The sequence below is a fragment of the Alkalihalobacillus sp. BA299 genome, assembly GCF_017745675.1.
In the GTDB taxonomy this organism is placed as follows: Bacteria; Bacillota; Bacilli; order Bacillales; family Bacillaceae_F; genus Alkalihalobacterium.
This window is the reverse complement of the sequence record NZ_JAFLJM010000005.1, coordinates 113,931-139,852: the sequence shown is the minus strand read 5'-3', so window position 1 is coordinate 139,852 and position 25,922 is coordinate 113,931. Positions and strand designations below refer to the sequence as shown.

Annotated in this window: 27 protein-coding genes; all 27 read right to left on the bottom strand. The window is 37.4% G+C overall.

Going from position 1 to position 25,922, the window contains the following annotated elements; genetic code table 11:
• Positions 1 to 62 precede the first annotated feature (62 nt).
• Positions 63 to 983: a hypothetical protein gene (locus J0N78_RS08465; protein WP_209122606.1), complete on the bottom strand. Its 921-nt coding sequence runs from the start codon at positions 981 to 983 to the stop codon at positions 63 to 65.
• A gap of 523 nt (positions 984 to 1,506) precedes the next feature.
• Positions 1,507 to 2,790, bottom strand: a complete 1,284-nt coding sequence (aroA, locus tag J0N78_RS08460) for a 3-phosphoshikimate 1-carboxyvinyltransferase (protein ID WP_209122605.1) — start codon at positions 2,788 to 2,790, stop codon at positions 1,507 to 1,509.
• Between the two features lie 7 nt (positions 2,791 to 2,797).
• Positions 2,798 to 3,901, bottom strand: a complete 1,104-nt coding sequence (locus tag J0N78_RS08455) for a prephenate dehydrogenase (RefSeq protein WP_209122604.1) — start codon at positions 3,899 to 3,901, stop codon at positions 2,798 to 2,800.
• A gap of 14 nt (positions 3,902 to 3,915) precedes the next feature.
• Complete coding sequence (gene hisC, locus J0N78_RS08450) at positions 3,916 to 5,022, bottom strand: histidinol-phosphate transaminase (RefSeq protein WP_209122603.1); 1,107 nt, start codon at positions 5,020 to 5,022, stop codon at positions 3,916 to 3,918.
• Between the two features lie 182 nt (positions 5,023 to 5,204).
• On the bottom strand, positions 5,205 to 6,008 hold the full coding sequence (gene trpA / locus J0N78_RS08445) for a tryptophan synthase subunit alpha (protein ID WP_209122602.1): 804 nt from the start codon (positions 6,006 to 6,008) through the stop codon (positions 5,205 to 5,207).
• Positions 6,005 to 7,201, bottom strand: a complete 1,197-nt coding sequence (trpB, locus tag J0N78_RS08440; RefSeq protein WP_209122601.1) for a tryptophan synthase subunit beta — start codon at positions 7,199 to 7,201, stop codon at positions 6,005 to 6,007. Before trpB ends, trpA begins: the two co-directional genes overlap by 4 nt.
• The gene (locus J0N78_RS08435; protein ID WP_247747197.1) at positions 7,179 to 7,838 is read right to left on the bottom strand and encodes a phosphoribosylanthranilate isomerase; all 660 of its coding nucleotides are present in this window, start codon (positions 7,836 to 7,838) and stop codon (positions 7,179 to 7,181) included. The genes trpB and J0N78_RS08435 overlap by 23 nt, the downstream gene beginning before the upstream one ends.
• Positions 7,822 to 8,595 carry an indole-3-glycerol phosphate synthase TrpC gene (trpC, locus tag J0N78_RS08430; RefSeq protein WP_247747196.1) on the bottom strand — a complete coding sequence of 258 codons (774 nt, stop codon included), beginning with the start codon at positions 8,593 to 8,595 and terminating at the stop codon, positions 7,822 to 7,824. The genes J0N78_RS08435 and trpC overlap by 17 nt, the downstream gene beginning before the upstream one ends.
• A complete protein-coding gene (trpD, locus tag J0N78_RS08425) occupies positions 8,588 to 9,613 on the bottom strand; it encodes an anthranilate phosphoribosyltransferase (RefSeq protein WP_209122598.1) in 1,026 nt (341 codons plus the stop codon). Before trpD ends, trpC begins: the two co-directional genes overlap by 8 nt.
• Positions 9,606 to 11,120 carry an anthranilate synthase component I gene (trpE, locus tag J0N78_RS08420; protein ID WP_209122597.1) on the bottom strand — a complete coding sequence of 505 codons (1,515 nt, stop codon included), beginning with the start codon at positions 11,118 to 11,120 and terminating at the stop codon, positions 9,606 to 9,608. The genes trpD and trpE overlap by 8 nt, the downstream gene beginning before the upstream one ends.
• Positions 11,121 to 11,398: 278 nt before the next feature.
• On the bottom strand, positions 11,399 to 11,782 hold the full coding sequence (gene aroH, locus J0N78_RS08415; RefSeq protein WP_209122596.1) for a chorismate mutase: 384 nt from the start codon (positions 11,780 to 11,782) through the stop codon (positions 11,399 to 11,401).
• 2 nt (positions 11,783 to 11,784) lie between these two features.
• The gene (aroB, locus tag J0N78_RS08410) at positions 11,785 to 12,873 is read right to left on the bottom strand and encodes a 3-dehydroquinate synthase (protein WP_209122595.1); all 1,089 of its coding nucleotides are present in this window, start codon (positions 12,871 to 12,873) and stop codon (positions 11,785 to 11,787) included.
• Positions 12,873 to 14,045 (bottom strand): chorismate synthase, encoded by a 1,173-nt coding sequence (gene aroC / locus J0N78_RS08405; RefSeq protein ID WP_209122594.1) that lies wholly within the window; start codon positions 14,043 to 14,045, stop codon positions 12,873 to 12,875. Before aroC ends, aroB begins: the two co-directional genes overlap by 1 nt.
• Positions 14,046 to 14,461: 416 nt before the next feature.
• Positions 14,462 to 15,235 (bottom strand): CheR family methyltransferase, encoded by a 774-nt coding sequence (locus tag J0N78_RS08400; RefSeq protein ID WP_209122593.1) that lies wholly within the window; start codon positions 15,233 to 15,235, stop codon positions 14,462 to 14,464.
• A gap of 273 nt (positions 15,236 to 15,508) precedes the next feature.
• Entirely contained in the window at positions 15,509 to 15,952 is a 444-nt protein-coding gene (gene ndk / locus J0N78_RS08395; protein ID WP_209122592.1) for a nucleoside-diphosphate kinase, read from the bottom strand.
• A gap of 241 nt (positions 15,953 to 16,193) precedes the next feature.
• Positions 16,194 to 17,165, bottom strand: coding sequence for a heptaprenyl diphosphate synthase component II (hepT, locus tag J0N78_RS08390; RefSeq protein ID WP_209122591.1), 972 nt, complete (start codon positions 17,163 to 17,165; stop codon positions 16,194 to 16,196).
• Between the two features lie 15 nt (positions 17,166 to 17,180).
• Entirely contained in the window at positions 17,181 to 18,038 is an 858-nt protein-coding gene (locus J0N78_RS08385; protein WP_209122590.1) for a menaquinone biosynthesis protein, read from the bottom strand.
• On the bottom strand, positions 18,035 to 18,640 hold the full coding sequence (locus tag J0N78_RS08380; RefSeq protein ID WP_209122589.1) for a UbiX family flavin prenyltransferase: 606 nt from the start codon (positions 18,638 to 18,640) through the stop codon (positions 18,035 to 18,037). Before J0N78_RS08380 ends, J0N78_RS08385 begins: the two co-directional genes overlap by 4 nt.
• Entirely contained in the window at positions 18,637 to 19,500 is an 864-nt protein-coding gene (locus tag J0N78_RS08375; protein WP_307794913.1) for a UbiA-like polyprenyltransferase, read from the bottom strand. The genes J0N78_RS08380 and J0N78_RS08375 overlap by 4 nt, the downstream gene beginning before the upstream one ends.
• Before the next feature lie 37 nt (positions 19,501 to 19,537).
• The gene (locus J0N78_RS08370; RefSeq protein WP_209122588.1) at positions 19,538 to 20,242 is read right to left on the bottom strand and encodes a demethylmenaquinone methyltransferase; all 705 of its coding nucleotides are present in this window, start codon (positions 20,240 to 20,242) and stop codon (positions 19,538 to 19,540) included.
• 3 nt (positions 20,243 to 20,245) lie between these two features.
• Positions 20,246 to 21,052 carry a heptaprenyl diphosphate synthase component 1 gene (locus tag J0N78_RS08365; RefSeq protein WP_209122587.1) on the bottom strand — a complete coding sequence of 269 codons (807 nt, stop codon included), beginning with the start codon at positions 21,050 to 21,052 and terminating at the stop codon, positions 20,246 to 20,248.
• Positions 21,053 to 21,238: 186 nt separating this feature from the next.
• Entirely contained in the window at positions 21,239 to 21,457 is a 219-nt protein-coding gene (mtrB, locus tag J0N78_RS08360) for a trp RNA-binding attenuation protein MtrB (protein WP_209122586.1), read from the bottom strand.
• Positions 21,458 to 21,553: 96 nt separating this feature from the next.
• The gene (gene folE / locus J0N78_RS08355; RefSeq protein ID WP_280637195.1) at positions 21,554 to 22,123 is read right to left on the bottom strand and encodes a GTP cyclohydrolase I FolE; all 570 of its coding nucleotides are present in this window, start codon (positions 22,121 to 22,123) and stop codon (positions 21,554 to 21,556) included.
• A gap of 159 nt (positions 22,124 to 22,282) precedes the next feature.
• Positions 22,283 to 23,761, bottom strand: coding sequence for a stage IV sporulation protein A (gene spoIVA / locus J0N78_RS08350; protein ID WP_209122584.1), 1,479 nt, complete (start codon positions 23,759 to 23,761; stop codon positions 22,283 to 22,285).
• Between the two features lie 661 nt (positions 23,762 to 24,422).
• Positions 24,423 to 25,172, bottom strand: a complete 750-nt coding sequence (locus J0N78_RS08345; protein ID WP_209122583.1) for a hypothetical protein — start codon at positions 25,170 to 25,172, stop codon at positions 24,423 to 24,425.
• 20 nt (positions 25,173 to 25,192) lie between these two features.
• The gene (locus tag J0N78_RS08340) at positions 25,193 to 25,396 is read right to left on the bottom strand and encodes a DUF2768 domain-containing protein (RefSeq protein WP_209122582.1); all 204 of its coding nucleotides are present in this window, start codon (positions 25,394 to 25,396) and stop codon (positions 25,193 to 25,195) included.
• Between the two features lie 213 nt (positions 25,397 to 25,609).
• Entirely contained in the window at positions 25,610 to 25,879 is a 270-nt protein-coding gene (locus J0N78_RS08335; protein WP_209122581.1) for a stage VI sporulation protein F, read from the bottom strand.
• Positions 25,880 to 25,922 lie beyond the last annotated feature (43 nt).

The following is a 25,922-nucleotide window of genomic DNA, read 5'->3' as shown; positions in this document are numbered from 1 at the left end:
CAATTATTAATAAAAAATCTCTTTTGATGATTACACTATCATTACGCATTATTGACAACATTTCAATAATCTATAACTTTCTTAAACGCCTCACTAATCGGCAAAAAGTGTCTAGGTAACGTGATACGTACCTCTCTGCCAAAGCCTGGTTTGAAGTATACGTAATCACCAGCTTTTAATACTTTTCCCCGTAATACGACGACTGCTGGTTCGATCGGTATGATAGGATCAGGATCTTGTTCTGTTTCACCATTTTGAAATAAGATATAATCTACATGGCTGCCAACAATCAGTTCACTTTTCCTTGGGTAAAGGCCAATTTTTTTCGAAAGAACCTTTGGTAATGGTTCGTGTTCACCCGGAAACGGAAAATGCGTTGGAATTCGATATTGATTAGATATCATATCCCATACTTCAGCAAGCTTTTCCTCCAACTTCCTTGTCAGTGACGTTTCTGTCCATTGCGGAATGATTAATAGCTGATAAGTAAGCATTGCTTCTTTAATTCTTCCCCAAGCAACCCCTGTAATGTCGTCAAGTGATTGAATATTCACGATAATGACCGGCACTTTTTCAAGCCTACATTTTCGAATTAGTAACGGTGTTAGGCTGTGAATTGACGTTTGAATTCCGATCACAAAATCAATCGGGCTGTTAATAAGCTTATGACGAGCCAATCTTAGCTTCTTTTTTAGCTCATTAACTTCATCTACATAAGGATACGTAATAATCGTCGTACACCCTTTTTCAATCAAACGTTTAAACCGCATTTTATATGCTTCTTTGTGATCGAAATTCATTAAATTGAAATCATTCATAATATGTCCAGCAGCCAAAGTAAATCCAGTCAAATTTATTCGTGTGAATTGAAGTTTGTCCATTTTATCATTTACATAAGATACTGAGTCATTCTCAATGTAGTAGGATTTTTTTTGAAATGGATTACCTTCTTCTCTTTTAGCATCTGCAAGAATGTATTTCATCACTATCCCACCTTCCTTATATAGACAAGCTATGAGGAGGCAGATAAAAACATTCCAATTTTTCATTACTAACCATTTCTAACCTAATGCTTACAAAATAATAGAAGCGTATTAGCAAAAAAAAGACCTATTCGAAAACGTAAACGCTTTCAAATAGGTTTAGCAAGACGCTAAAAAGTCTATTAGTATGGATAGGAGTGGAGAGAAACCATACGCTAATTTTTATTATATAGAAAATACTGACAAAGTCAATACCTAAAATCAGAAAAATATAAATTATGGCTGTTTTCGTAAACTTTGTTGCTTTTGGACCGTTTTTTGCGCTATGCGTGAAGAGCCAAGCATCCGCTTGGCTTACGGTCCAAGAGCTAAAAGCAACAATCTTTGAGAAAAGAGCCTAAATTATTTATACAGTTCTTAAAAAAATGAAAAAAACTTTTACAGCAAGATGCAGTTGCATACAAACCGGAATACATCTACACCTTGCATTGAGAGTTCAGACATTCATGAAGCTAGCATAATATTATTTTAAATTGTTAATATGCTCAAAGAAATTAGGGTATGACACAGCAATGGCCCCACTATTTTCAACAGTAACATTACCATTAGCGATACATCCGGCAATGGCCATTGCCATTCCGATACGATGATCTCCATGACTATTAACCGTATTTCCTTGAAGTTGTACAGGTCCTTCTATGATCATGCCGTCATCTGTCGCTTCAATCTTTGCTCCTAGTTTCTTTAATTCACTTACGACCGTATCAATTCGATTCGTTTCTTTCACTTTAAGTTCTTCTGCATCACGAATCACAGTTTTCCCTTGGGCTTGTGTCGCTAATACTGCTATAACTGGAATTTCATCGATTAATCGTGGAATGATATCTCCATCGATTTCACATCCTTGAAGCTCAGAAGTAGAAATTACAAGATCAGCTACAGGCTCTCCATTTGTTTCTCTTTCATTCATTAATTCAAGATTAGCACCCATCTGCTGTAAAACATCTATAATTCCAGTACGCGTAGGATTTACCCCTACATTTTCAAGAACGATACGACTACTAGGAACAATTGCACCTGCAACTAAGAAAAATGCAGCAGAAGAAATGTCTCCTGGAACAACGATATGTTGTGAGGTAAGCTCTTGTCCACCTTTTACAGATACGGTCAGTCCTTCTCTTTGCACGTCCACACCAAAAGCTTGGAGCATTCTTTCAGTATGGTCTCGTGATAAATGGGGTTCCGTTACACTTGTAACCCCTTCACTTTGTAATCCGGCAAGTAAGATCGATGACTTCACTTGAGCACTCGCCACTTTAGAAGTAAAATCAATTCCACTTGTATGACCACCTCGGATTGATAATGGAGTCAAATCCCCATTGTTACGTCCATCAATAGTCGCCCCCATTTGTCGTAATGGTTCAGTAACTCTTGACATCGGTCGCTTCGCAATCGACGCATCACCTATGACCACCGAATGAAAAGGTCGTGTAGCTAAAATTCCTAGCATTAATCGAGTCGTTGTTCCTGAATTTCCAACATCGAGAATTTCAGTCGGCTCAACTAATCCACTCCAACCTTTACCGTCAACTTTTACTTTGTCACCACTGGCTTCTATTTGAACGCCTAATTTTTGAAAGCAATCAATTGTGCTTAAACAATCATCACCAGGAAGAAATCCTTCTATCGTCGTCGTTCCATTAGCGATCGCTCCAAACATAACGGCACGATGAGAAATTGATTTATCTCCTGGTACTTTTATAGTTCCGTTTAAGCCACCAGTCACTTTTTCTACTTTATTGTTCACTTCTCTCTCACTCCATTACATTAGTTTCATACAACTGGGATTTCAAACTCATCTCTGCCTTTTCTCGATCTTCATTTGAACGGAAGCTGAGCCTGAGGACACCCATAATATCTTCTCTCGTCTCAATAATACGAATGTTCGTTATACTAATATTTTCTTTAGCTAAAATACCAGTTATATCCGAAATAACCCCTGGATGATCGGGGACATCTACATATAAATCATAGAACGCAGGAATAGCACCTTTTTTGTGAATCGGTAATCCATCACGAAATTTCTTCGCGTGGTCAAAATACTGCCGGATCTTCTCGTCTTCTTCTTGTTCTATAAGCACTCTAACATAGTTCATTTCTTCTTGCCATTTATCTAACAACTCAATCAAGCTGTCTTTATTATGAATTAGAATATCACGCCACATGACAGGGCTACCTGATGCTATTCTCGTTATATCTCGAAAGCCTCCAGCTGCTAGCCGTGAAACTAGCGGATCTTCTTCCTCTATTTTTGCAACCTGGTGGACGAGACTGGCAGCCACGATATGAGGAAAATGACTAATCGCACCCGCGAGTCGATCATGTTGTTCAGGTGACATTTCGATAAACCGAGCTCTCGTTCCTTTTAACCAATTTTGCAGCTGAATGATTTTATTCATATTTGTTTGCTCAACAGGTGTTAGGATATAGAAAGCATTTTCGAATAAATGCGCTCTCGCTGCTTCGACACCACTTTTATGAGAGCCAGCCATAGGATGCCCACCGATAAATGTAACGTCCATTTCCTGCAGGCAATTTGCACTTTGGAAAATACGTTTTTTTGTACTTCCTACATCCGTAATGATTGCACCAGGTTTTAATTCATAGGTTGAAATATCTTCTATTAATTGTTCAGTTTTTGTAACTGGTGTTGCTAATATAATTAGATCTGCATTTTTCACCCCGGCTCGGATTGAATCGGCTACATCATCAATCACTTTTAAAGAAAGACCCATTTTTACTTGGTGTTCATTGATATCATATCCAACAATGTGGACTTCGTGTTCTCTTTTTATTGCTAATGCAATAGAGCCGCCGATTAATCCAAGACCGATAACAAATACTTTACGTTTCTCCACGTCACAATCTCCTTCTAGCCTACAGAGTTCACTTTTCTTTCTTCAAGCCAAACTGAGAGCTCTTGAATAATACCCGCATTTTCTTCCTGGCTCCCTACTGTTATTCGTGCACATGTAGGAAAACCGAGCGCATTCCCTGAACGAATAATATACCCTTTCTTTAATAGATAATTAAAAATTTCATCCCCTTGGATGCCGAAATCAATTAATAGAAAGTTCGTTTGAGTTGGGTAATATTTGAGCTCGTATTTCTCACAAAAAGTAACGTACTGCTGGATACCCTCTTTATTCTTTGCATAACAATCTTTTATAAATTGTTGATCATCCAAAGCGGCCATCGCAGCTGCATGTGCAAATGTTGTCGTGTTAAACGGTGGACGAACGGGTTCAATAAGTGAAATGACTTCCGCATTTGCTATGCCATAACCAATGCGAAGAGCAGCCATTCCATATGCCTTCGAAAACGTCCGTAAGATGACTAAGTTATTATATTGCTCTAATAACGGAACAGTTTCTGGAAAATCTACAGCTGTCACATACTCATAATAGGCTTCATCAGAAACGACAAGTACATCTTTTGGAACACGTGATAAAAACGATTTAAAAGCTTGTTCATTAACGTATGTACCTGATGGATTGTTCGGATTACATACCCAAACAATTCTCGTATTTTCATCAATCGCTTCAAGCATCGCATCTAAATCATGTACCCCATCAACAGACGGAACTTCCCGAACTTCAGCACCTTCAATGACTGCGTTTAACTTATATTGTGAAAAAGTAGGATCAGCAGTAACGGTATTCGTATCCGGCGTTAAAAATGTCCGACATAGCAATTGAATGACTTCATCGGAACCATTTCCAAATATAAGCTGATCTGGTTGTACATTTACAAATTGTGCAACTTTATTTCGTAGTTCTGCAGCATAACCATCAGGATAAATCGCTGTATTAGCCGCATTATTTGAAATCGCTTCTGCTACTTTTTTCGATGCTCCAAATGGATTTTCGTTTGATGCAAGTTTAACAACTCGCTCTAACCCTAATTCACGTTTAACTTCCTCAATCGGTTTTCCTGGCTTATAAGCAGGCAGTCCTATCACTTGTTGTTTTGCTTTCACTTGTTAGCACCTCTTTCTATGTAATTGTAAAATGATACAAGTTGGGGCTGACTCAAAAGCAAAGCGACAGGCACCTCCGTTCAATCCATGAACGAGTGAAGCGCCTGCACTTATGAGTCAGCCTCTACTTTAATAGTATAAGTTATACTTTTATAATATAAGTGAAAATCTATACTCCTATGTTACGACGAAATAAGTGAAAGAACAAATCTTTTTATATGATCAAGTCCATCTTTTCTTAATTTTTCATCCTTCAGCTGTTGCTCTACACTTTCAATCTCACGAATAATTGCACTTCCAACGATAACCCCATCACAATGAGATTCGAGCTGTTTTACTTGTTCATTGTTAGAAACACCAAATCCCACTACAACTGGAACATTACTATTTGCTCTCACATCTTCTAAAAACTCATACACTTTAGGGTGAAACTCATTTCGCACCCCTGTTACTCCTAAAGAAGAGACACAATATATAAACCCTTGAGCACTTTGTGCGATTTTTTCAATTCTTTGTTTCGATGTAGGAGCAACTAGTGATATAAGTTGAAGTTCGTTCTCTTTACATAACTGAGCAAGTTCAGTACTTTCCTCATAAGGGAGATCAGGAACGAGCAAACCATCGACCTGGCATTCTCTCGCTTTTTTCATGAATTGCTGTTCACCAAATTGAAGGACAGGATTGTAATACGTAAACGCAATAACTGGGATCACCAAGCCTTTTTCACGCATAAGCGGGACAAGCTCTAATGCTTTTTCTAGTGACATTTGTTGAGTTAGCGCTCGTTTTGCTGCTCGTTGAATGACCGGTCCATCCGCAAGAGGATCTGAATAAGGAATTCCGAGTTCAAGCGCATGTGCCCCTGCTTCTTGTAGTGTTAAAGCGATCTCTACCGTTACTTCTGGTGTCGGATCTCCTGCCATTATAAATGGAATAAACAACCCTTGATCCTGCTTGCGAACGTATTGTTCAAATCGTAACGTCATCCTTGTTCACCTCGCTCAACTTTCATTAACGTGTGAACATCTTTATCGCCTCGTCCCGATAAACATACGAGAATAATATGATCACTTGTTAACTGTTTGGCTCTTTCAAACGCTTTAGCTAAAGCATGCGCACTTTCAATTGCTGGAATAATCCCTTCTGTTACTGATAATTTTTTTAAAGCTTCAAGTGCTTCATCATCTGTTACAGCTTCATAGGATACTCGCTCGATACTTGCTAAATAAGCATGTTCAGGTCCAACACCTGGGTAATCAAGCCCTGCAGAAATAGAATAAGGCTCTATAATCTGTCCATTCTCGTCTTGAAGTAAATAGGTAAGCGAACCATGAATGACGCCTTTCGTTCCTTTTGTAATCGTAGCAGCATGTTGAGTCGTTGTTACTCCTTTACCAGCCGCTTCGACACCAATTAATTTGACGTCGTCATTTAAAAACGGATAGAACATACCAATGGCATTACTTCCGCCTCCAACACATGCGACAATTTCATCTGGTAAACGTCCTTCTAGTTCTAACATTTGTTTTCTTGATTCGTCGCCTATAATTCTTTGAAACTCTCGCACCATTTTTGGATATGGATGCGGACCGACAACCGATCCAATTAAATAAAATGTATCTTCAGCATTTCCAACCCAATATCGAATAGCTTCATTAGTTGCATCTTTTAAGGTTTTACTTCCAGATGAGGCTGGAATAACTTCTGCACCAAGTAACTCCATTCGAAATACATTTAATTTTTGCCGTTCGATATCTTCTTCGCCCATAAACACTTTACATTCTAAGCCAAAGCGGGCTGCAATCGTCGCAGTCGCTACTCCGTGTTGTCCTGCTCCCGTTTCAGCAACAATTTTCTTTTTACCCATCCGTTTAGCAAGAAGGGCTTGACCGATTGCATTATTTAATTTGTGTGCGCCTGTATGAAGTAAATCTTCACGCTTCAAATAAATTTTAGCTCCACCCAACTCTTTAGAAATGTTTTCTGCGTAGGTTACAGGGGTTTGCCTACCTGCATACTCTTGTAAATGATGATGGTACTCTTCAAAAAAAGTAGGATCTTGTAAAGCTTCCTCTAGTGCCTTCTCTAAATCTTCAACGGCATTCATTAACGTCTCTGGGACAAATTTGCCACCGAATGGTCCAAATCTTCCTCGTTCATCTGGATAGTTTGCGATCATAATGATTTATCCTTTCCTCGATCTGTGTGATCAACGTTTTATCTTTTATTCCGTTATATTCTATACCACTAGAAATATCAATACCGTACGGACGATAAGCTAGTAATTGGTCAATATTCGTTGGGTTAATTCCTCCAGCAATGTAGACTGGGGTTTGAAGTAAATTTCCTTGTTCAATATATTTAGGAATGTGACTCCAATCAAAGGTTTTCCCTGTACCGCCCCATTGCCCCTTTACTTTACTATCGATGATAAATGCGTCGACATAAGGCGAATAGTTTTGCAGGTCATTCCATGCTTCATCTTTATGATGAATAACTTTCCAAATCGGTTTGTTCACCCTCTGCTGCAATGCTTGAACTTCTTCTGGAGTCTCATGACCATGACATTGAATGATGTCGATAGGAGCTAAAGAAACTACTTTTTCGATTTCGGCAACCGATGCATTAACAAACAAAGCAACAATTTTTTTATTATCATAGGTTTTCACATTTTCAAGCCAGCTAGCTACCACATTAGCTCGAACCATCCTCTTACTCTCAGCAAACACAAAGCCAATATAGTCTGCATTGGAGCTGGCGACATTTTGTACATCTTGTAATGAGTGATTTCCACAATATTTAAGCTTTGTTTGCAACCGCTTCTCCTCCAAATAGAGCATTAATTCCGTCTTGTGGTGTCGTCGCCCTCATTAACGACTCTCCAACCAATATCCCGTTTGCTCCTGCTTTCCATACACGGTCTACATCATTTGGACTGTGAATACCACTTTCACTAATAAATAAGCTTTCATTTGGAATTAATGAGCTTAATGATTCAGTTTGTTCTAATGAAGTTTCAAAGGTTTTTAAGTTACGATTATTGACTCCAAGTAATTTGGGTGTGAACACTGAGAGCACTTCTTCTAGTTCTTCTTTAGAATGGACTTCTACTAAGCATTCTAGCCCTTTTTCATAAGCAATTGTATATAGTTCTTGCAATTTTACTGTTTCAAAGATACCTGCAATTAATAAAATCGCATCCGCCCCAATTCGAACACTTTCTTCAATTTGTAATGGACTAATAATAAAGTCTTTACGTAAAATCGGAATGTCCACTTCTTCTTTAATCGCAGTTAAATAGCTTCGATGTCCTTGGAAATACGTTTCGTCCGTTAACACCGAAATCGCATCTGCTCCAGCAACTTCATAAGCTTTTCCGATTTCAACAGGATTAAAATTTTCTTTTATTACGCCTTTTGACGGTGAAGCTTTTTTGGCTTCAGCAATTAAACCAATTTTTCGATTAGGTTGAGAGAGGTGCTTATAAAGTGATTTCCGCTCTACTGAAATTTCTGAAGGTAATATTAATCTATCAAGTTCTTCCACTTTTGTTTCAATAATCTTTTTAAGCATCGACACTTCCAACCCTTTCTTCTTGTAAATTGATAAATTGATCGTATACTGTTCCATTAGATAGTGCCTTTAAAACTTCGTCAACACCTTCTTTTATGGTAGAAACTTTGTTTGCAACATAAAGGCCCGCTCCTGCATTAAAAGCGACAATATTTCGAGCAGTTTCATTATTACCGCCTTGAAAAATATTTAATATCACCTGTGCACTTTCTTTAGGTGTATTCACCTGGATGTCGGTTAGTGGACCCCGAGGCAATCTAACATCTTCTGGTGTCAGAACATACTTCGAGAGCTTTCCGTCTTTTAATTCCGTTACAAATGTATTTGTATTAATTGAGATTTCATCTAACCCTTCTGCACCCGTTACTAGCATCGCTCTTTTTATTCCTAACTCTCGTAATGTTTCTGCCATTAGTTCACCGTATTTCTCATCAAACACACCCATTAATTGAGCTTCTGCATTCGCAGGATTCACTAATGGTCCTAATAAGTTGAAAATAGAGCGGAAGCCTATTTCCTTTCTAGGAATCGCTACATTTTTCATAGCTACATGATAAAGTGGTGCAAATAAAAAGCTCATTTTCTTTTCCCTAAGCGCATTGGCTGCCTCTTCTGGAGTTGTTTGAATTTGAATGTCTAACTCTTCTAAAACATCGGCACTACCACTTTTTGAAGAGACAGATCGATTTCCGTGCTTTGCTACCGTTACACCAAGGGAGGATAAAACAATCGCTGTAGCCGTAGAAATATTAAACGTCTTTGCGTGATCCCCACCTGTACCACAAGTATCAATGACTCCCTTTTCATTGTGCGGAATCGATATAGCATGCTCTTTCATTGACTTTGCAAATCCGACCATTTCATTTAACGACTCGCCTCGAAAGCGGAGAACAGTGAGTAAACTAGCAATTTGACTGTGTGTAGCTGCTCCTGACATTATTTCATCCATCACTGATTTCGCTTCTTGCTCCGTTAACTCTTCACCTTGAATACATTTTTGCAACATCTCTTTAAGCATTACTAATCGCCTCCTCCGCATTCTTTTTAACCATTGCTTCTGCTAATTGAACCGCATGTAAAAGGGCTTTCGCTTTATTTCTCGTCTCTTCATATTCATTTTCTGGGATAGAATCTGCTACAATTCCAGCTCCTGCTTGAACATAGGCTTTCTTATTTTTGATCACCAATGTACGTATAGCGATGCATGAATCAATATTACCATCAAACCCAAAGTAACCAATTGCACCTGCATAGATGCCACGCTCTGTCGGTTCAATTTCTTTTAAAATTTCCATTGCTCTAATCTTCGGTGCTCCTGACACCGTCCCTGCAGGAAATGATGAAGAAAAGGCTTGTAAAGGGTGTGTACCATCTTGTAAGCGCCCCGTTACCTTCGAGATGATATGCATCACATGTGAAAAATTTCCTACTTCTAATAATACAGGCGTTTCAACTGAACCATATTTTGCGACCCGTCCAATATCATTTCGAGCAAGATCAACTAACATATAATGTTCGGCTCGTTCTTTTTCATCTGCTAATAAATCTTTAGCTAAAGCTTCATCCTCAGCTGCTGTTTTTCCACGGGGTCTCGTTCCTGCGATTGGATGGATTTCCATATGCCCGTCTTGTATTTGTACAAGTCGCTCTGGTGAACTTCCGATAATTTCGTTGTCACCAATTTTGATATAAAACAAATAAGGAGATGGATTTACCATACTTAACACTCGATAAATATCCAATCCAGATACATTGATATCTACTTCAAATCGCTGGGATAAAACTGCTTGAAACACGTCACCTGAACGAATATATTCTTTAATTCGTTCTACATCTGAAAGAAATTGCTCTTTTTTATAATTCGACCGAACATTATCAAAGGATACATCAACTTTATAAGTTGGAGGTGGTAATACACGCTTATCTTTAGAACCGGCCATCATTTGCTCAACGACCTTTTTCATCGTGTCAACCGTTTTATTATAGATGGTTTTGTTTTCTTCATCACTTTTACCTGACCTTGGAAGAGAAATAAGATACATTTCTTTTTTCTGGTGATCATAGGCAATGACCAGTTCACAAAACATAAAGTGAATCGTTTCCTTGTTCGTTTCCTCTTTAGCAAGGACCGGCTCAAATTGCTCAACAGCATCATATGACACAAATCCAACCATACCACTATGAAATGGAATAGGAAGTTTTAACGGCTTTACATCAACATACTCTGTTACGTAATCAAACGCCTGTTGGAATGAAGCTGAATGATGTATGACCTTGTCTTGCTCTTTAACATAGAATTCTTTCCCTTTATTACATAAAAATAATTTCGGAAAAATTCCAATAAATGAAAATCTAGACCAAGGCGATTGCTCATCCTTACTTTCTAGTAAATAGACAGCGTCTTGTTCTAACTGTCGGAAAATTTGGATCGGTGTTAACGTATCTGCAAATAAATGGTTAATAACGGGGACTGTCTTAAATTGTTTTGCATCCTCTAAAAAAGATGCGACTGAGGTATTTAACATCGTTTTCACTCCTTATGATTATGAGTGAAAATGAATGCGAGAAGGTCTCGGGGAAAGTTATTTAAAATTACGGTTTTTCATATCATATAAAAACCCTTAAACTGACAGTTTAAGGGTATCATTAATAAACGTACTCCCTCTGCTCAGCTCTACTCAACTATTCATTCTCATCTCAGCTCTACTAATCAAATTTTTAACTAAAAGCTTCTTTATATTTATAATATAAAGAAATCCGACTCAACTTAACTAATCTAACTCTCATCTCAACTACTATTATCTTACCTTGAATCTTCATTATTTGTCAATTGTAAATCCGGTCGAAGCATAACAGCCTTCCCTAAATAAATATGCTCAACTTCTGCTTGAGGTATATCTGTATCGGCTGTGATCATTATTCGGATACATTTGGGTAAACTATTTGGTACTGGAATTTCTAAGGCGCACATAATAGGAACAAACTTCCAGCCTTCAAAACGTCGCAATGCTTTAGCTGGGAATGTAGCAGTCAAATCATGAGTAACGGTTACTATAATTTGAGCAACACCCTCTGGCTCGATTTGGTTTTTCGTAATCATTTCTTCGAGTAACTTTTCTGTTGCATCCAAAATAACTTCTTCTTCATTTACTTCAACTGTTGTTGCTCCGCGTATCCCTCTTATCATTTCTACTCCCCCTTTATAGCCTTTAAGAGCATCTCTTTGATCAGCTCTTCATCAACGCTAATAACCTCTACTCTCCCAAGTTCTTTCATTAGCACCATACGGATAATACCTTTATGGGCTTTTTTATCTTTTTTCATCGTATGTAATAATTGATTAGCATCTAAATTTGATGGTACATTTGTTGTAAATCCTAATTTTGTAAGCCAATCTTTTACATCAGCTACTGGTAATGATATCCCGTAGTAGCTTTCACTTAACTTCATCGCAAATACCATACCGATCGCTACTGCTTCACCGTGTGTCATTTTTCCATATCCGAGCTCTTTTTCAATCGCATGACCCAATGTATGGCCAAAATTTAAAATCGCACGAATTCCTGTTTCCTTTTCATCCTCACTAACAACCGCAGCTTTCACACGAATCGAACGCAAGAGAAGCTGTTCAGCTAATTCTCCTTTAATTTGTGTGAAATCATAAATGTAGTCTTTCAACCATTGATAAAATGAGGCATCCCAAATTAAAGAATGCTTAATCGCTTCAGCAAATCCAGACCGCCATTCATGCAATGGTAAACTTTGTAGCGCTTCCGGATCATATAAGACAGCTTCCGGCTGATGAAATGCACCTACCATATTTTTACCTAGCGGATGATTTATGCCAACTTTACCACCGACACTACTATCATGAGCTAGTAAAGTAGTAGGCACTTGAATAAATGGTATACCTCGCATATAGGTTGAAGCAACAAAACCAGCTAAGTCCCCGATTACTCCACCACCTAAAGCAATAATAAGGGAGTTACGATCTAAACTGTTTTCTAACGCAAACGTTTGTAGCTCATAATATTGTTGAAACGATTTCGACTGTTCCCCGGCAGGAACGATAAATTCGTAAACTTTTACCTCTTTACTTAACCCATTTTTCACATCATCTAAATATAAAGGGGCTACATGTGAGTCTGTAATAATTAAAACAGAGGTTAAAGCTTGCTTTAATGAATCAGGAAGGTATTCAGAAATTTTAAGGCGTATACCTTCACTAATCCATACTGAATATTGCTTAGAGGATGTATTGATGTGTAACTGTTCCATTAGAACAACCTCGCTTGCTCATTATGGCGTTCGATATTCTCCTTAATTTCATCAACTCGGTCGCTTCCAAACTTCTCAAGAAGTGCATTTGCAATCTCCCAAGCTACAACAGCTTCTGCAACTACCGATGCGGCAGGAACTGCACAGCTATCGGAACGTTCAATACTCGCAGCAAAAGGTTCTTTCGTATCGATATCGACACTTTGAAGTGGTTTATATAAAGTCGGAATCGGCTTCATTACACCACGAACGACAATTGGCATACCGTTTGTCATTCCACCTTCTAGCCCTCCAAGGTTATTCGTTTTACGAGTGTATCCATTCGCTTCATCCCACAGGATTTCATCATGTACTTGACTCCCAGGCTTACGAGCCGCTTCAAAGCCAATTCCAATCTCAACACCTTTAAAAGCATTAATGCTCATAATCGCTGCGGCTAATTTTCCATCTAGCTTTCGATCATAATGGACATGACTGCCAAGGCCAATTGGAACTCCTTCAATAACGATCTCCACAATCCCACCAATTGAATCGCCTTCTTTTTTCGCTTCATCAATGGCGTTCATCATTTTTTGTCCTGCTTCTTCATCTAAACAACGAACTGGAGAAGCTTCTGAACGTTCCTTTAAATCCGCCACTGACGTATAAGAAGTAGCTTCTGCTTTTACGCCACCGATTTCAAGGACATGGCCACCGACTTCAATGCCAAATTCTTTAAGAATTTTTTTGGCCACAGCACCAGCAGCAACACGAACCGTTGTTTCACGAGCTGATGATCGCTCTAATATATTTCTCATATCACGATGCCCATATTTAATCGCACCATTTAAATCAGCATGTCCAGGTCTTGGACGTGTTACTTTACGTTTTATTTCTTGCTCTTCTTCTTCGGTTAATGGTTCAGCACCCATAATTTTCGTCCAGTTTTTCCAGTCATTATTTTCAACAACGAGTGTAATTGGTGCTCCTGTCGTTTTCCCGTGACGAACTCCACTTAAAATTTCAACAACATCTTTTTCGATTTGCATGCGACGTCCTCGTCCATGGCCACCTTGTCTACGTGCTAAATCGATATTAATGTCTTCAGATACTAAATCTAGATGTGCTGGCACACCTTCAATAATTGTCGTCAACTGTGGACCGTGGGATTCTCCAGCTGTAAGGTATCTCATGTATACTCCTCCTCCAACCTTTTCTCTCTTTAACGCTTTTATGCACTAAATTATAACACAACTTTATTTTTTTGTCTTTTTAAATTTTTCTCTAAAACACATAACGACTATCCATGGTGAAATAATATTAGAAGTTTCAGTTTATCAGAAAATTTTCAAAAAATAAAGATGAACCCTATGTTCACTCCTATTGGCTGTTATACGCAGTAACCTTCATCTAATATCTACTCTATATAATACCCAACTTTACCACGAGTTCTTTTTAATTGGCTGTTTTCGTAAACTTTGTTGCTTTTGGACCGTTTTTTGAAAACCTTCACGCTATGCGTGAAGAGCCAAGCATCCGCTTGGCTTACGGTCCAAAAGCTAAAAGCAACAACCTTTGAGAAAAGAGCCTTTTAATTTTATGTACTCTACTATTTTTTGCGGTAAAAAAATGTATCCTCGGTTTCAAACCTATATATATGTGGATTAAAGATTTGTTCAGTACTGCCTACAAATAACACACCACCAGGTCTTAAAGCTGCACTGAATTTCTGATATAATTCATGCTTGGCTTCTTCCGTAAAATAAATCATAACATTCCGACAAACAATTAAATCAAAGTTTGTTTCAAAGCGATCTGCAAGAAGGTTTCCTTGCTTAAATTTGATTGCCTTTTTTATTTCATCCTGGATCGTATACCCAATGGAATCTTTCTTAAACGCTTTCTGCAGCACGTCTTTTGGAACATCCTTTATCGAACGCTCCGTGTAAAAGCCCACTTTTGCTCTTTCTAAAATTGCTCGATCAATATCGGTTGCCAAAATTGAAATTTGAGATAGTGGTATAAAATGACTGAGAATAATAGCAAGTGTATATGGCTCTTCTCCTGTAGAACAAGCCGCACTCCAGACTTTAGGACGCGAGGTTTCCTTTAGTAGCCTCGGTAAAATTTTCTTTTCCAAAACTTCCCATCGTTTCGGATTCCGATAAAATTCAGATACATTTATCGTCATACGCTCTAAAAATTCATCGAATAATTTTTCATCTTTTAGCATTGCCTGAAAAAAACTAGTAAAGTCACTATATCCTTTTTTTTCGCGTAATGATGTTAACCTACGTTTCATTTGTGCTTCTTTATATAGGTTTAGATCAATGCCAGTTTTTCTTTTTACATTATCTATAAATGGAATATAATCACAATTCATCTCAAGTTGTCCCCTCTTACAACAAACTCATATATTTCTTTTTATCACAAATCACCCGATAAAACTACAAAAAGTTACAAAGTGATAGATATATAGATAAGCAAAAGACTCCCGTTTAACCCCAAGCAATTCTGATTATTTTAGAATTAGGAATGCGAAAAGCAATACTTACATCTCGTCTCGTATAAATGAAGCTCTTTCTCACGCTTTTATAATTTCCTAGTTCAATAAAAAGAGAAGGCCTCTAATTATAAGAAGCCTTCTCACTATTTTTTATACCCATTTGCTAATCGTTTTATCATATGAGTTCAATTCTTCTTCTTTAAAGAAGATACCGATTTCACGAACAGCACTTTCTGGAGAGTCAGATCCATGAATAACGTTCATTGCTACTTGTGCTGCAAAATCACCACGGATAGTTCCTGGTGCTGCATCAGCAGGGTTAGTCGCTCCCATCATAGTACGTGCTGTAGAAATTACTTTTTCCCCTTCCCAAACCATTGCGAAAACTGGTCCGGAAGTGATAAAATCTACTAATTCACCAAAAAAAGGACGCTCTTTATGTTCAGCGTAATGAGTTTCAGCAAGCTCTTTTGTAACCGTCATCAATTTTGCACCAACTAAATTAAAACCTTTCTTTTCAAAGCGATAAACGATTTCCCCAACTAAGTTACGTTGAACTCCGTCTGGTTTAACCATTAAAAACGTTCTTTCCATTATAAAACCCTACCTCTCATTTTTCATGTTATGTAAAAGCCTTTTCGATTATATCAAATTTGGACGAATTATACAATAAAGTGAAAAATTTATGAAAAATAATAATGAGGTTAACTCATAAGTGTTTGCGCGCCTCGTTTTAATACAAAAAAGTTGCTACTAAATTATAATAGCAACTTATTATGAGGTTGAGGTGCCTGACACTATGCTACTTAAATCACCATCATTCAATAGACACTTTTTAAAACTTTCGTTTCCCTATGTATTTTGCGATTTCAAATAAATATTTTTTCGCATCAATGTTAGGTAAATCTTTTAAACATTGCAATGCCTTCTCTAAATACTTATCACTAATCGTAAGAGAGTATTCAATTCCCCCGGAACTTTTAATAACGTCTAACACTTTCTTCATGTCTACTTTATCAACGTACGGATCATCGAGCGTCTCCATGACTATTCGCTTAATCTCCTTGTCTTGCTCCATCGCATATAAAGTAGGTAATGTCACATTACCTTGTAACAAATCCCCACCAGCAGGCTTTCCTAATTGCTTTTCTGTGCCTACAAAATCAAGGACATCATCGGTAATTTGAAAGCTCATCCCGACAAAATACCCAAAATAATGAAGACGTTTTTGTATATATACAGGAGTATTTGCTGCAATTGCTCCTAATTCACAACTCACTGCAATGAGTAACGCTGTTTTCCGTTTAATGCGACGTAAATAATGTTTAAAGTTTTGGTTCCAGTTGTATTGGTCACGTATTTGTTCTACCTCACCTATACACATTTCCATCATCGCATTAGCTAGTATTTGATGTATTCTCGGGTTATCATAATAAGTTGAAACTTCTTGTGCTTTAGCAAAAATATAGTCCCCAGTATACATCGCTATACGATTATCCCATTGAGCTTTCACTGTTCGTTTTCCACGACGAGTTTCCGCATCATCAATGACATCGTCGTGAACTAGTGACGCCATGTGAATAAGTTCTAGAGGAACGGCAATGTTTTTTAAGGAATGAATATCATAATCACCAAATTTCCCTGCTAACAAAACAAAAACGGGACGAATTCGTTTCCCACCGGCTTTTAGAAGTTGAGTGGAAGCCTCACTTAAAATAATGTGTTCAGCTTGGACTGTCGCCTCTAATTCTTTTTCAATGATGTTAATATCCTTTTGTAATTTATAATAAATGTCAGCTAATTTCATTTCTTCCACCCTAAACTACATGGAATGACAATGGTCAAAAGCACTCCATAATGAAATTGTTTGTACCTTTTTCTTCAAATAACCTAATTCATATGCTAATTGATAATAATAATTTAACCCTTGAAGCATTTGATCATTTAGGTCATAGGATAATCCTTGAAAATACTGTTCCCAAAAAGCTTGCGTTCCACCAAAATTATTTTTTATATCTTTAATCATTGGTTGGAATCGTAAATCGATACTTTTCATTTTGCTATTGATAAGCTGTTGATACAACACACTTAATTTTTCAGGTTCTGTTTGAAGTACCTCATTTCTTACCGCAAATACAGCAAACGTCATCGGTAAACCAGTATGATCATACCAAAGTTGACCGATGTCATACATATAGTATTGATCGGATTTATTCCACACTGTCTTAATTGCATCATCCCCAATAAGAAGACATGCATCATGGTTTTCGAGCATCGATTCAAAATCAGGCTTCATAACCTTATACTGGACAGAAAATTCATAGAAACGTTCTAAAATTATTTTAAGTAAATGAACGGTTGTCGCTGAGCTTGATGTTAAGGCAATCGATTTTCCATTAAGCTCTTCAATTGGAATTTTTGAAAATAAAAATAGTGACCCTACTCGAGAGTATGCAGAAACAGATAAATTCGGTAATAGTGTATAGCGATCAAAATTTTCTCCATAAGCAAAGGATGAAATCCCACCTACATCCACTGCTCCAATGGCCATTCCACGATTTAACTCAGCTGGAATCTGTGGAACAAATCGACAATCTAGATCGTTTAATTTTTCACGATCTAAGTAATAAAAAGTCGGCAAAATATTCGTATACGAAATTTCCCCAATAATTAATGTCACTTTTTATCCCCCCAACGGGTAAAGAGCTCATGCCCTACACCTAAACTATCTAGTGCCTTACCAACGACAAAATTAATTAGGTCATCCATTGACTTCGGTAATTGATAAAAACCAGGCATAGCCGGTAAGATTTTGCCACCTACTTTTGATATTTTCAACATATTTTCCAAGTGAATTTGATTCAACGGCGTTTCTCTAGGGACAATAATTAACGGTCGTCCTTCTTTTAACATCACATCAGCTGTTCGTTCCAACAAGTTTCTTGATGAACCGTGAGCGATTCCAGACATCGTCCCCATAGAACAAGGAATAACAATCATTCCATCATTTTGATAGGAGCCACTTGCAATTGGCGCTGTATAATCTTGCAAAGTATGATATGAAAATTGTTCGCAATTTTCACCAAACAATTTTTGAATAACTTCAATTCGATTTGTCGTGTCAAGACCTAACTCTTCACGAAAAACTTGCCAGCCGGCCTCTGTAACAATTAAATGGATTTTATAGTTTTGTCTTATTAATTCTTGAACGAGTCGCACCCCATAAATGGCACCACTTGCTCCTGTTATACCAACCGTAAAAATTCCACGAAATTGTTTCATAGTATTAAGTCTCCTATAGTGAATACTAACATGACCATACTTATTACTCCATTCATTGGAAAAAATGCGACACCTACTTTGGATAAGTCATTCTCTGAGATAATCGAATGCTCGTACACCATAATCACTCCAGCAATCACAACACCGATCAGGTAAATCCAGCTTAAAGGACTGACGAAAAACATCGCTAACATGGAAAAAAAACTTAATACATGAAGTCCTCTTGCAATTTGCAGCGCTTTTTTAATGCCAAAAAAACTAGGAATGGAATAGAGGCCGACTTTTTTATCGTAGTCCGCATCTTGTGTAGCATAAATCACATCAAACCCTGCAATCCAAAACACGACGGCCAAAAATAAGAATGCCGCAACCCAAGGTAGTGTACCCGTCGTTCCTACCCAGCCACCAAGAGGTGCAATTCCAATTGTAATACCTAGAATAATGTGACAAGCCCATGTAAATCGTTTCGTATAAGAATAGATAAATAGGAAAAAGACGGCTATCGGCAATAAATAGACAGCGAGTACATTTAATTGATACGAAGAATAAATTAGAAGTGCAAAAGATAAAATAGTAAATGCAATGACCTCTACTTTTGAAATAAGATTTGCAGGTATTGCACGGTCAGCTGTTCTTGGATTATGCTTATCAATTTTTTCATCAATGAGACGATTTAATGCCATAGCTGCACTTCTAGCGCCAACCATAGCTAAAGTAATCCAAATCCACTGATGAAGAGTCGGCCACGAGCCATTTACCATTATACTGCCAACAACTGCTCCTAAAAATGCAAAAGGCAGTGCAAAAACTGTATGTTCAAATTTAATCATTTCCATGATGATTTTTATTTTTTTTATCACTTTATTTTCCCCAATTCTACTTCTCTCTTTAAATATTTTACGATTTTTTTCCTAAATGCATGGCGCAAACTCCGCCAGAATAAGATTTAACCTCAACGTCTTTAAAACCAGCCTTACGAAACATCTTTGCTAGCTCTACTTTACCTGGGAAATTTAACGTTGACTCTTGCAACCATGAATACTCATCATAGCTTTTCGCAAAAAGCTTTCCAAACATCGGCATAACAAACTTAAAATAAAAAAGGTATAGCTGCTTAAAGCCGATAAGTGTTGGTTGGGATGTTTCTAAACAAACTACTTTACCCCCTGGCTTCAGGACGCGGTGCATTTCTTTTAGAACTGTCATATAGTCCGGTACATTTCTCAACCCAAATCCGATGGTAACATAGTCGAATTGATTATCATTAAATGGAAGCTCCATTGCATTTCCATGTAATAATTCTACCTGTGGGAGCTTCGCATCTTTCACCTTTTTCTCTCCAACTGTCAGCATATTTTTGCTGAAATCTATACCATATACTTTTCCAGTCGGCCCAACCGCTTCTGCTAAAGCGATCGTCCAGTCAGCCGTTCCACAACAGACGTCTAGAGCTTGACTACCTTCTGTTACTTGCATCTTTTTCATCGTGTCTTTACGCCATGCTTTATGTCGTTGAAAGCTGATTACAGAATTCATTACATCATACTTCTTGTAAATCGACTCAAAGACTTGATGTACTCTTTGTTCTTTTGTTTGTGTCATTTTTTACCCTTCTTCCGCAACTTTTTCACTATAATTTATTGGTGAAAATAGTCGTTCCATTTGTTTCAAAATAAACTCTTGTTGAAATAACGGGTCTTCTAAATACTTTTCGATCCGCTCTTTTCCTTCACTAATTCTATGATTAAGGATTTCTAAAATTTCATCGTCCTTTAGTTTCGTTTGTTGGTATGTTTTCTCTTTTTGATCATTTAAAAGGGCTCGTAAAATCGATAATTTTTTTCCTTCAAACCACTGGTCTCGTTCAAAAAGCATTCTCTTAAGAAAGAAGAATTCAGCAATGATCTTCTTCCAATGTGGTAATTTAAAATGTTCAGCTAAATTTTGAAGTAAGACTGATTCTATAGAACTAATATCTTCTCTAATTTCAGCAAAGCTTAAATCTTCGTTTTGATAGATATTCATTTTATATTCATTAATCTCTTGAATGGATAAGCTATACATTCGGATCATTGAGATTTTACCAGCTTCTGCTAGCAATGAGTAATAGAGACTACAAAAATAATCTCCAGCAAGCACCGTGAGTTGCCGATTTTTTTTCACGTAGTCTGAATTAATTTTGTTAAGGGAGACTTTTTCATGTGTATTTAATGCTGCATCAACGAGAATAGCAGATAATGCATACACTTTAATATCCTTTAGTGGTACTCGCTCAGATAACATCGCATATATAAATCGAAGCTTGTCCTCATCAATAATCGGTTTTTGTACATACTTTTGTAAAAATGTGTGTTTCGTGATCGAAAAAAATTTTTTCTTACACTCGTTCACATGTTCATTCAAATCATTCATCATCAAAGTCCCCCGTTAATCTTTTGTGCGCTATTTATTTTTATGTATTCATTAACGTCGAACTATATTATATCATAATTGTAAAACGTCAATAAACACGTTTACAAAAAGTCACTGTCAATTTCATAATGGAAACTTTACCTTAATTAAGTAATATTAAAAGAAAGCAGGGGTTTCCTGCTTTTTCTACACTTCAGTATCCATCTCACCATGACTTGTCTGAATAACGGCCTTCCCACGCACTTTAATAGCAGACGTATGTTCAGTAAATTGTGCAATCATTATTTCACCTTTATCTAATTTTTCTAAATGGTGAAAACGAGTATCGGAACCTCGTGTTAAACCGATTACATTTACTCCGTCTTCTTTTGCCTTAATTAAAATGAAATCCTGTGCCGAACTCATTCAAAAGCCCTCCTCTTCTTAGCCTTTATTATAAAGAGCTTCAATAAAATAACTATCCCCTATTCAAATCTATTTGTCAATGACATAAAGTCATTCTTATCCTTTTATAAAGGATAAGACTTCAGCACGTGCTGTTGAATCTTCAGCAAATGTTCCTCTGACAGCAGAAGTTACTGTTTTCGAACCTGTTTTTTTTACTCCGCGCATCGTCATACACATATGCTCAGCTTCAACAACAACAATTACTCCGTGAGGATCCAACTCACTAACTAATGTATCTGCTATTGTTGATGTAATTCGTTCTTGGAGTTGTGGTCTCTTTGCAACTGCATCAACTGCACGAGCAAGCTTACTTAGCCCAGTTACTTTTCCACCTCTAGGGATATATCCAACATGAGCTTGTCCATAAAATGGAACTAAGTGATGTTCGCACATTGAAAAGAATGGGATATCCTTAACGAGAACAATCTCTTCATGATCTTCACCGAAAATCGTTTGAAAATGTTCGGCTGGATCTTCATTTAACCCACTAAATACTTCTTGATACATTTTTGCTACTCGCTTTGGTGTATCTAATAAGCCTTCACGATTCGGATCCTCTCCGATAGCTTCTAAAATCATTGTGACACCTTGTTTAATTTTTTCTAAGTCAAAATTGTTATTCAATATAAATGCCTCCATTCAAAAAACACTCTATGTAAAATGACAATAGGTAAGCTGAAGAAATTTTAGCATAAGGAACCTATGAAAGCAAAAAAAACGATCACTAAAATGGTGCCTGGCACCTTTAGTGAGCTAAAGGTGCCAGACACCACTTTTTACTTTTTATAGGATAATGGCAATTAATCCTCCAGATCCTTCATTGATGATTCGTTCTAATGTTTCTTTTAATTTATAACGTGCATTTTCCGGCATAAGTGAAAGTTTCGCTTGGATTCCTTCACGTACGATCGAATTTAGCGATCTTCCGAAAATATCAGACTCCCAGATTGATAATGGGTTATCTTCAAAGTCTTGCATTAAATAACGAACGAGCTCTTCACTTTGCTTCTCTGTGCCGATAATTGGTGCGAATTCTGATTCGACATCCACTTTAATCATATGAATAGATGGGGCAACGGCTTTTAAGCGAACACCAAATCTAGATCCTTGGCGAATGATTTCTGGTTCATCTAAACTCATATCCGTAATCGCAGGTGCAGCAATTCCATAACCCGTTTGCTTCACCATCCGTAGTGCATCTGCTACTTGATCATATTCTGCTTTGGCATGAGCAAAATCTTGCATCAATTGTAACAAATGATCTTTCCCACGAATTTCTACGCCTACAACTTCTTTTAAAATCTGATCATAAAGGTCATCTGGAGCATAAAGATCAATTTCAGCTACCCCTTGCCCCATTTCTATACCCGCAAGTCCCGCTTGATCAATGAAATCATATTCCCCAAATTGTCCAACAACCCGGTCAACATCACGTAGTCGTTTAATATCCTTTACTGTACTTCTTACTGCTTCTTCATAGCTTTGACGTAACCAATGTTCTTCTTTTAATACCATTACCCAGCTTGGAAGGTTTACATTCACTTCATGAACTGGGAATTCAAAGAGCACTTCTCTTAAGACGTTATTTATATCTTGATCTGTCATACTCTCAATACTCATCGCAAGTACTGGTACATCGTGCCGCTCTGAAATTTCCTGACGAAGTATATCAGTGTCAGGGTGATGTGGTCTTACACTGTTAATGATGACGATAAACGGCTTTCCTACTTCTTTTAATTCCTCGATGACTCTTTCTTCCGCTTCTAGATAATCATACCGAGGGATGTCGCCGATTGAACCGTCCGTAGTAACCACAACGCCTAACGTCGAATGTTCTTGAATAACCTTTCTCGTTCCAATTTCAGCAGCTTCTTGGAACGGGATCGGTTCTTCATACCAAGGTGTGTTAATCATACGAGGGCCGTTCTCATCCTCATACCCTTTCGCACCTGGAACAGCATATCCCACACAATCTACTAAGCGGACATTTACGTCCAAGCCTTCGTCGACATGTATAGAAACCGCAGTATTTGGAACAAATTTTGGTTCCGTTGTCATGATCGTTTTTCCAGCTGCACTTTGAGGTAACTCATCTTGAGCTCTAGCTTTATCTCCTTCATTTTCAATGTTGGGGATTACAACAAGCTCCATAAACTTTTTTATGAAGGTAGACTTTCCTGTTCGAACAGCCCCTACCACTCCAAGATAAATATCGCCACCAGTTCGTTCTGCGATATCTTTGAAAATATCAATCTTTTCCACGTGATCCCCTCCCGATCATGTATAAATTTAGAAGTTTGCATTCTAACACCGTAATTGTTGGACATTACATACTTATGTCGTTGTCCAAAAAATATGACAACCCTAAAAAAAAGAATAAATATTTACAAAAAAACGTCATATGTGCTCCAAGGTGCAGGCAAACTTCATTATTTAACATTGTTAAGAAGAAGCGCATTTTAGATTTCAAGACACATAACACTCCTTCCTCTTGTATGTATATGACTGGGAGAAAACTTTATAACTCTTTAGCACATAAAAAATACCACAGCATTTATACACTGCACTAGACAAGAAAAGCGGAAGCGCCCGTTTAGCGGCGTATGGACTGGAGCCCTCCCGTATGAGATAAAGGAAACACGGCGAGATTCATCGAGCCGATGTTGACTTATCGTAAGGAGGAGAGCGAAGTCTACTAGACGCTGGGCGCTGCAGCTAGACATTAGAAAAGCGGAAGGTGTCTGCTTATCGGCGACAAGCGCTGGAGGGCCAGCAATTAGTGTCTTGACTTTTAGACACGTTGGATGGACCGAAGCGACCTCGAGCCGATGACACCTGAAGCTAGACATCTTCGAAATTTATACTTTCTTACTCGCAAAAAACAGGCCCTCTAATAGGAAAGGGCCTACCACTTATCATTTATTTAATTAGTTTGTTCTACTCTTCCGTAGACTAAATCCATAAAATAATCCGGTTCGCCTTGCTCATTAATCGTATAAGGAATAGAAAATACGGGTACAAATGGATAATTTTTAACTAATACATCTCTAATATCATCACCATATGAATAAGAGTGATCAAACTGTTGTAAGGCCATATTAATATCCATCCGATAATCAATTAAGATTTGGCCACTATTGTCAATAAGTAGTGGTAACTCATTTCCAAAATAAGGGGTTCTTACAGTTGGTGCTTCTTTGTATTTAAGTTTATCAAATTTTAGTGTAAACAATCCTGTATCAATCATTTCATCAATTGGCGCCAAATCATTTTTACGCATGTATTGATTTAATTCCATTTGTAACTTTTGAATCTCACGCATTACAGATAAATCAATAAGTTTAACTTCAGCCTCGTCTTCTTCGACATTTACTAATACATACTGATACACTCCACCATTTTCAAACGAATTTCCAGGTGGATTTTGTAAATAACGAGGCACTAGTTGTCTAAAATCGACAGGATACTTCTGGTAGACTGGTGTATCCATTTCTCGATTTTGAATCGGTAGCACTCCTGTATCAGCTTTATATTGATTAACTGCCTGTTGGACGGACATTAATTGATCTGGATACGGAACTTGATTTTCTACTCGCTGTTCACTCGGATAAAGACACCCCGTTAATAAAAATGTTACTAATATCATAATAATGATTCCGTCGAATTTCTTCATAATATATCCATCCTATTTTTTTATAATGTAGCCGTTGGTCCTCCAATTACAATTAAAAATACGATGAGACCTGATACCATAAGACAAATAAAAGAAAATGCAAGAACAATTCCTTTAAATACCCCTTTTAGTTTTAATCTGCTAAAAACAGCTGTAGCAACTGAAACAAACATCAAGAACATGGCAAAAAAGGATATATACATATTGATCATCGCTTGTGACATTCTCTCAGACCTCCTTAATAAACAAAATCTATTATATCATAGCAAAACTTTTCGATGAAGACTTGTCCAAAAAGAAAAAAGCTGGAGAATAGGGGCACCTATCTCCAACCTGACTAAATACTCCACCCTCGGGTTACAGCCTTCATGATAGCCGTTCGTTACATTATATGCTATAGGTGCTTTCTTGTCTTACACAGGAGCCTATTGTTCCACCTATTTCTTACCAAACATTTTCGATAATGAGCCTAAATCCATCGGCATGTTATTATTAATTATTGCATTTACGATTTGATCTTCTTTTTCTTTGGATACAGGTTTATTTGCTAGGCGAGCCACTTGTGCAATTAATTGTCGAACTGTTTTCTCATCTTTTAGGTTAGCATTACTTACTGATTGAGCCAGTTTAAAAATATCTTCTTGCTTAACATTTGTTTTCTTTTCGATATTATCAAAGAAATTAGACAATGTATTGTCCTCCCTCATGAGTATTGTCATCATATCGTATGCGAACCAAATTTCGCATGTG

Coding starts and splice junctions, on each gene's coding strand:
- J0N78_RS08465 (WP_209122606.1), bottom strand. CDS start 983: ATGAAATACATTCTTGCAGATGCTAAAAGAGAAGAAGGTAATCCATTT.
- trpA (WP_209122602.1), bottom strand. CDS start 6,008: ATGACGTTACGATTTGAACAATACGTTCGCAAGCAGGATCAAGGGTTG.
- trpB (WP_209122601.1), bottom strand. CDS start 7,201: ATGATCGCAAACTATCCAGATGAACGAGGAAGATTTGGACCATTCGGT.
- trpC (WP_247747196.1), bottom strand. CDS start 8,595: ATGCTTAAAAAGATTATTGAAACAAAAGTGGAAGAACTTGATAGATTA.
- trpD (WP_209122598.1), bottom strand. CDS start 9,613: ATGCTTAAAGAGATGTTGCAAAAATGTATTCAAGGTGAAGAGTTAACG.
- trpE (WP_209122597.1), bottom strand. CDS start 11,120: ATGTTAAATACCTCAGTCGCATCTTTTTTAGAGGATGCAAAACAATTT.
- aroH (WP_209122596.1), bottom strand. CDS start 11,782: ATGATAAGAGGGATACGCGGAGCAACAACAGTTGAAGTAAATGAAGAA.
- aroB (WP_209122595.1), bottom strand. CDS start 12,873: ATGGAACAGTTACACATCAATACATCCTCTAAGCAATATTCAGTATGG.
- aroC (WP_209122594.1), bottom strand. CDS start 14,045: ATGAGATACCTTACAGCTGGAGAATCCCACGGTCCACAGTTGACGACA.
- J0N78_RS08400 (WP_209122593.1), bottom strand. CDS start 15,235: ATGAATTGTGATTATATTCCATTTATAGATAATGTAAAAAGAAAAACT.
- ndk (WP_209122592.1), bottom strand. CDS start 15,952: ATGGAAAGAACGTTTTTAATGGTTAAACCAGACGGAGTTCAACGTAAC.
- hepT (WP_209122591.1), bottom strand. CDS start 17,165: ATGAAATTAGCTGACATTTATTATAAATTACAAAAGGATATTAACATC.
- J0N78_RS08380 (WP_209122589.1), bottom strand. CDS start 18,640: ATGAAACAATTTCGTGGAATTTTTACGGTTGGTATAACAGGAGCAAGT.
- J0N78_RS08370 (WP_209122588.1), bottom strand. CDS start 20,242: ATGACACAAACAAAAGAACAAAGAGTACATCAAGTCTTTGAGTCGATT.
- J0N78_RS08365 (WP_209122587.1), bottom strand. CDS start 21,052: ATGAATGATTTGAATGAACATGTGAACGAGTGTAAGAAAAAATTTTTT.
- mtrB (WP_209122586.1), bottom strand. CDS start 21,457: ATGAGTTCGGCACAGGATTTCATTTTAATTAAGGCAAAAGAAGACGGA.
- J0N78_RS08345 (WP_209122583.1), bottom strand. CDS start 25,172: ATGAAGAAATTCGACGGAATCATTATTATGATATTAGTAACATTTTTA.
- J0N78_RS08340 (WP_209122582.1), bottom strand. CDS start 25,396: ATGTCACAAGCGATGATCAATATGTATATATCCTTTTTTGCCATGTTC.
- J0N78_RS08335 (WP_209122581.1), bottom strand. CDS start 25,879: ATGAGGGAGGACAATACATTGTCTAATTTCTTTGATAATATCGAAAAG.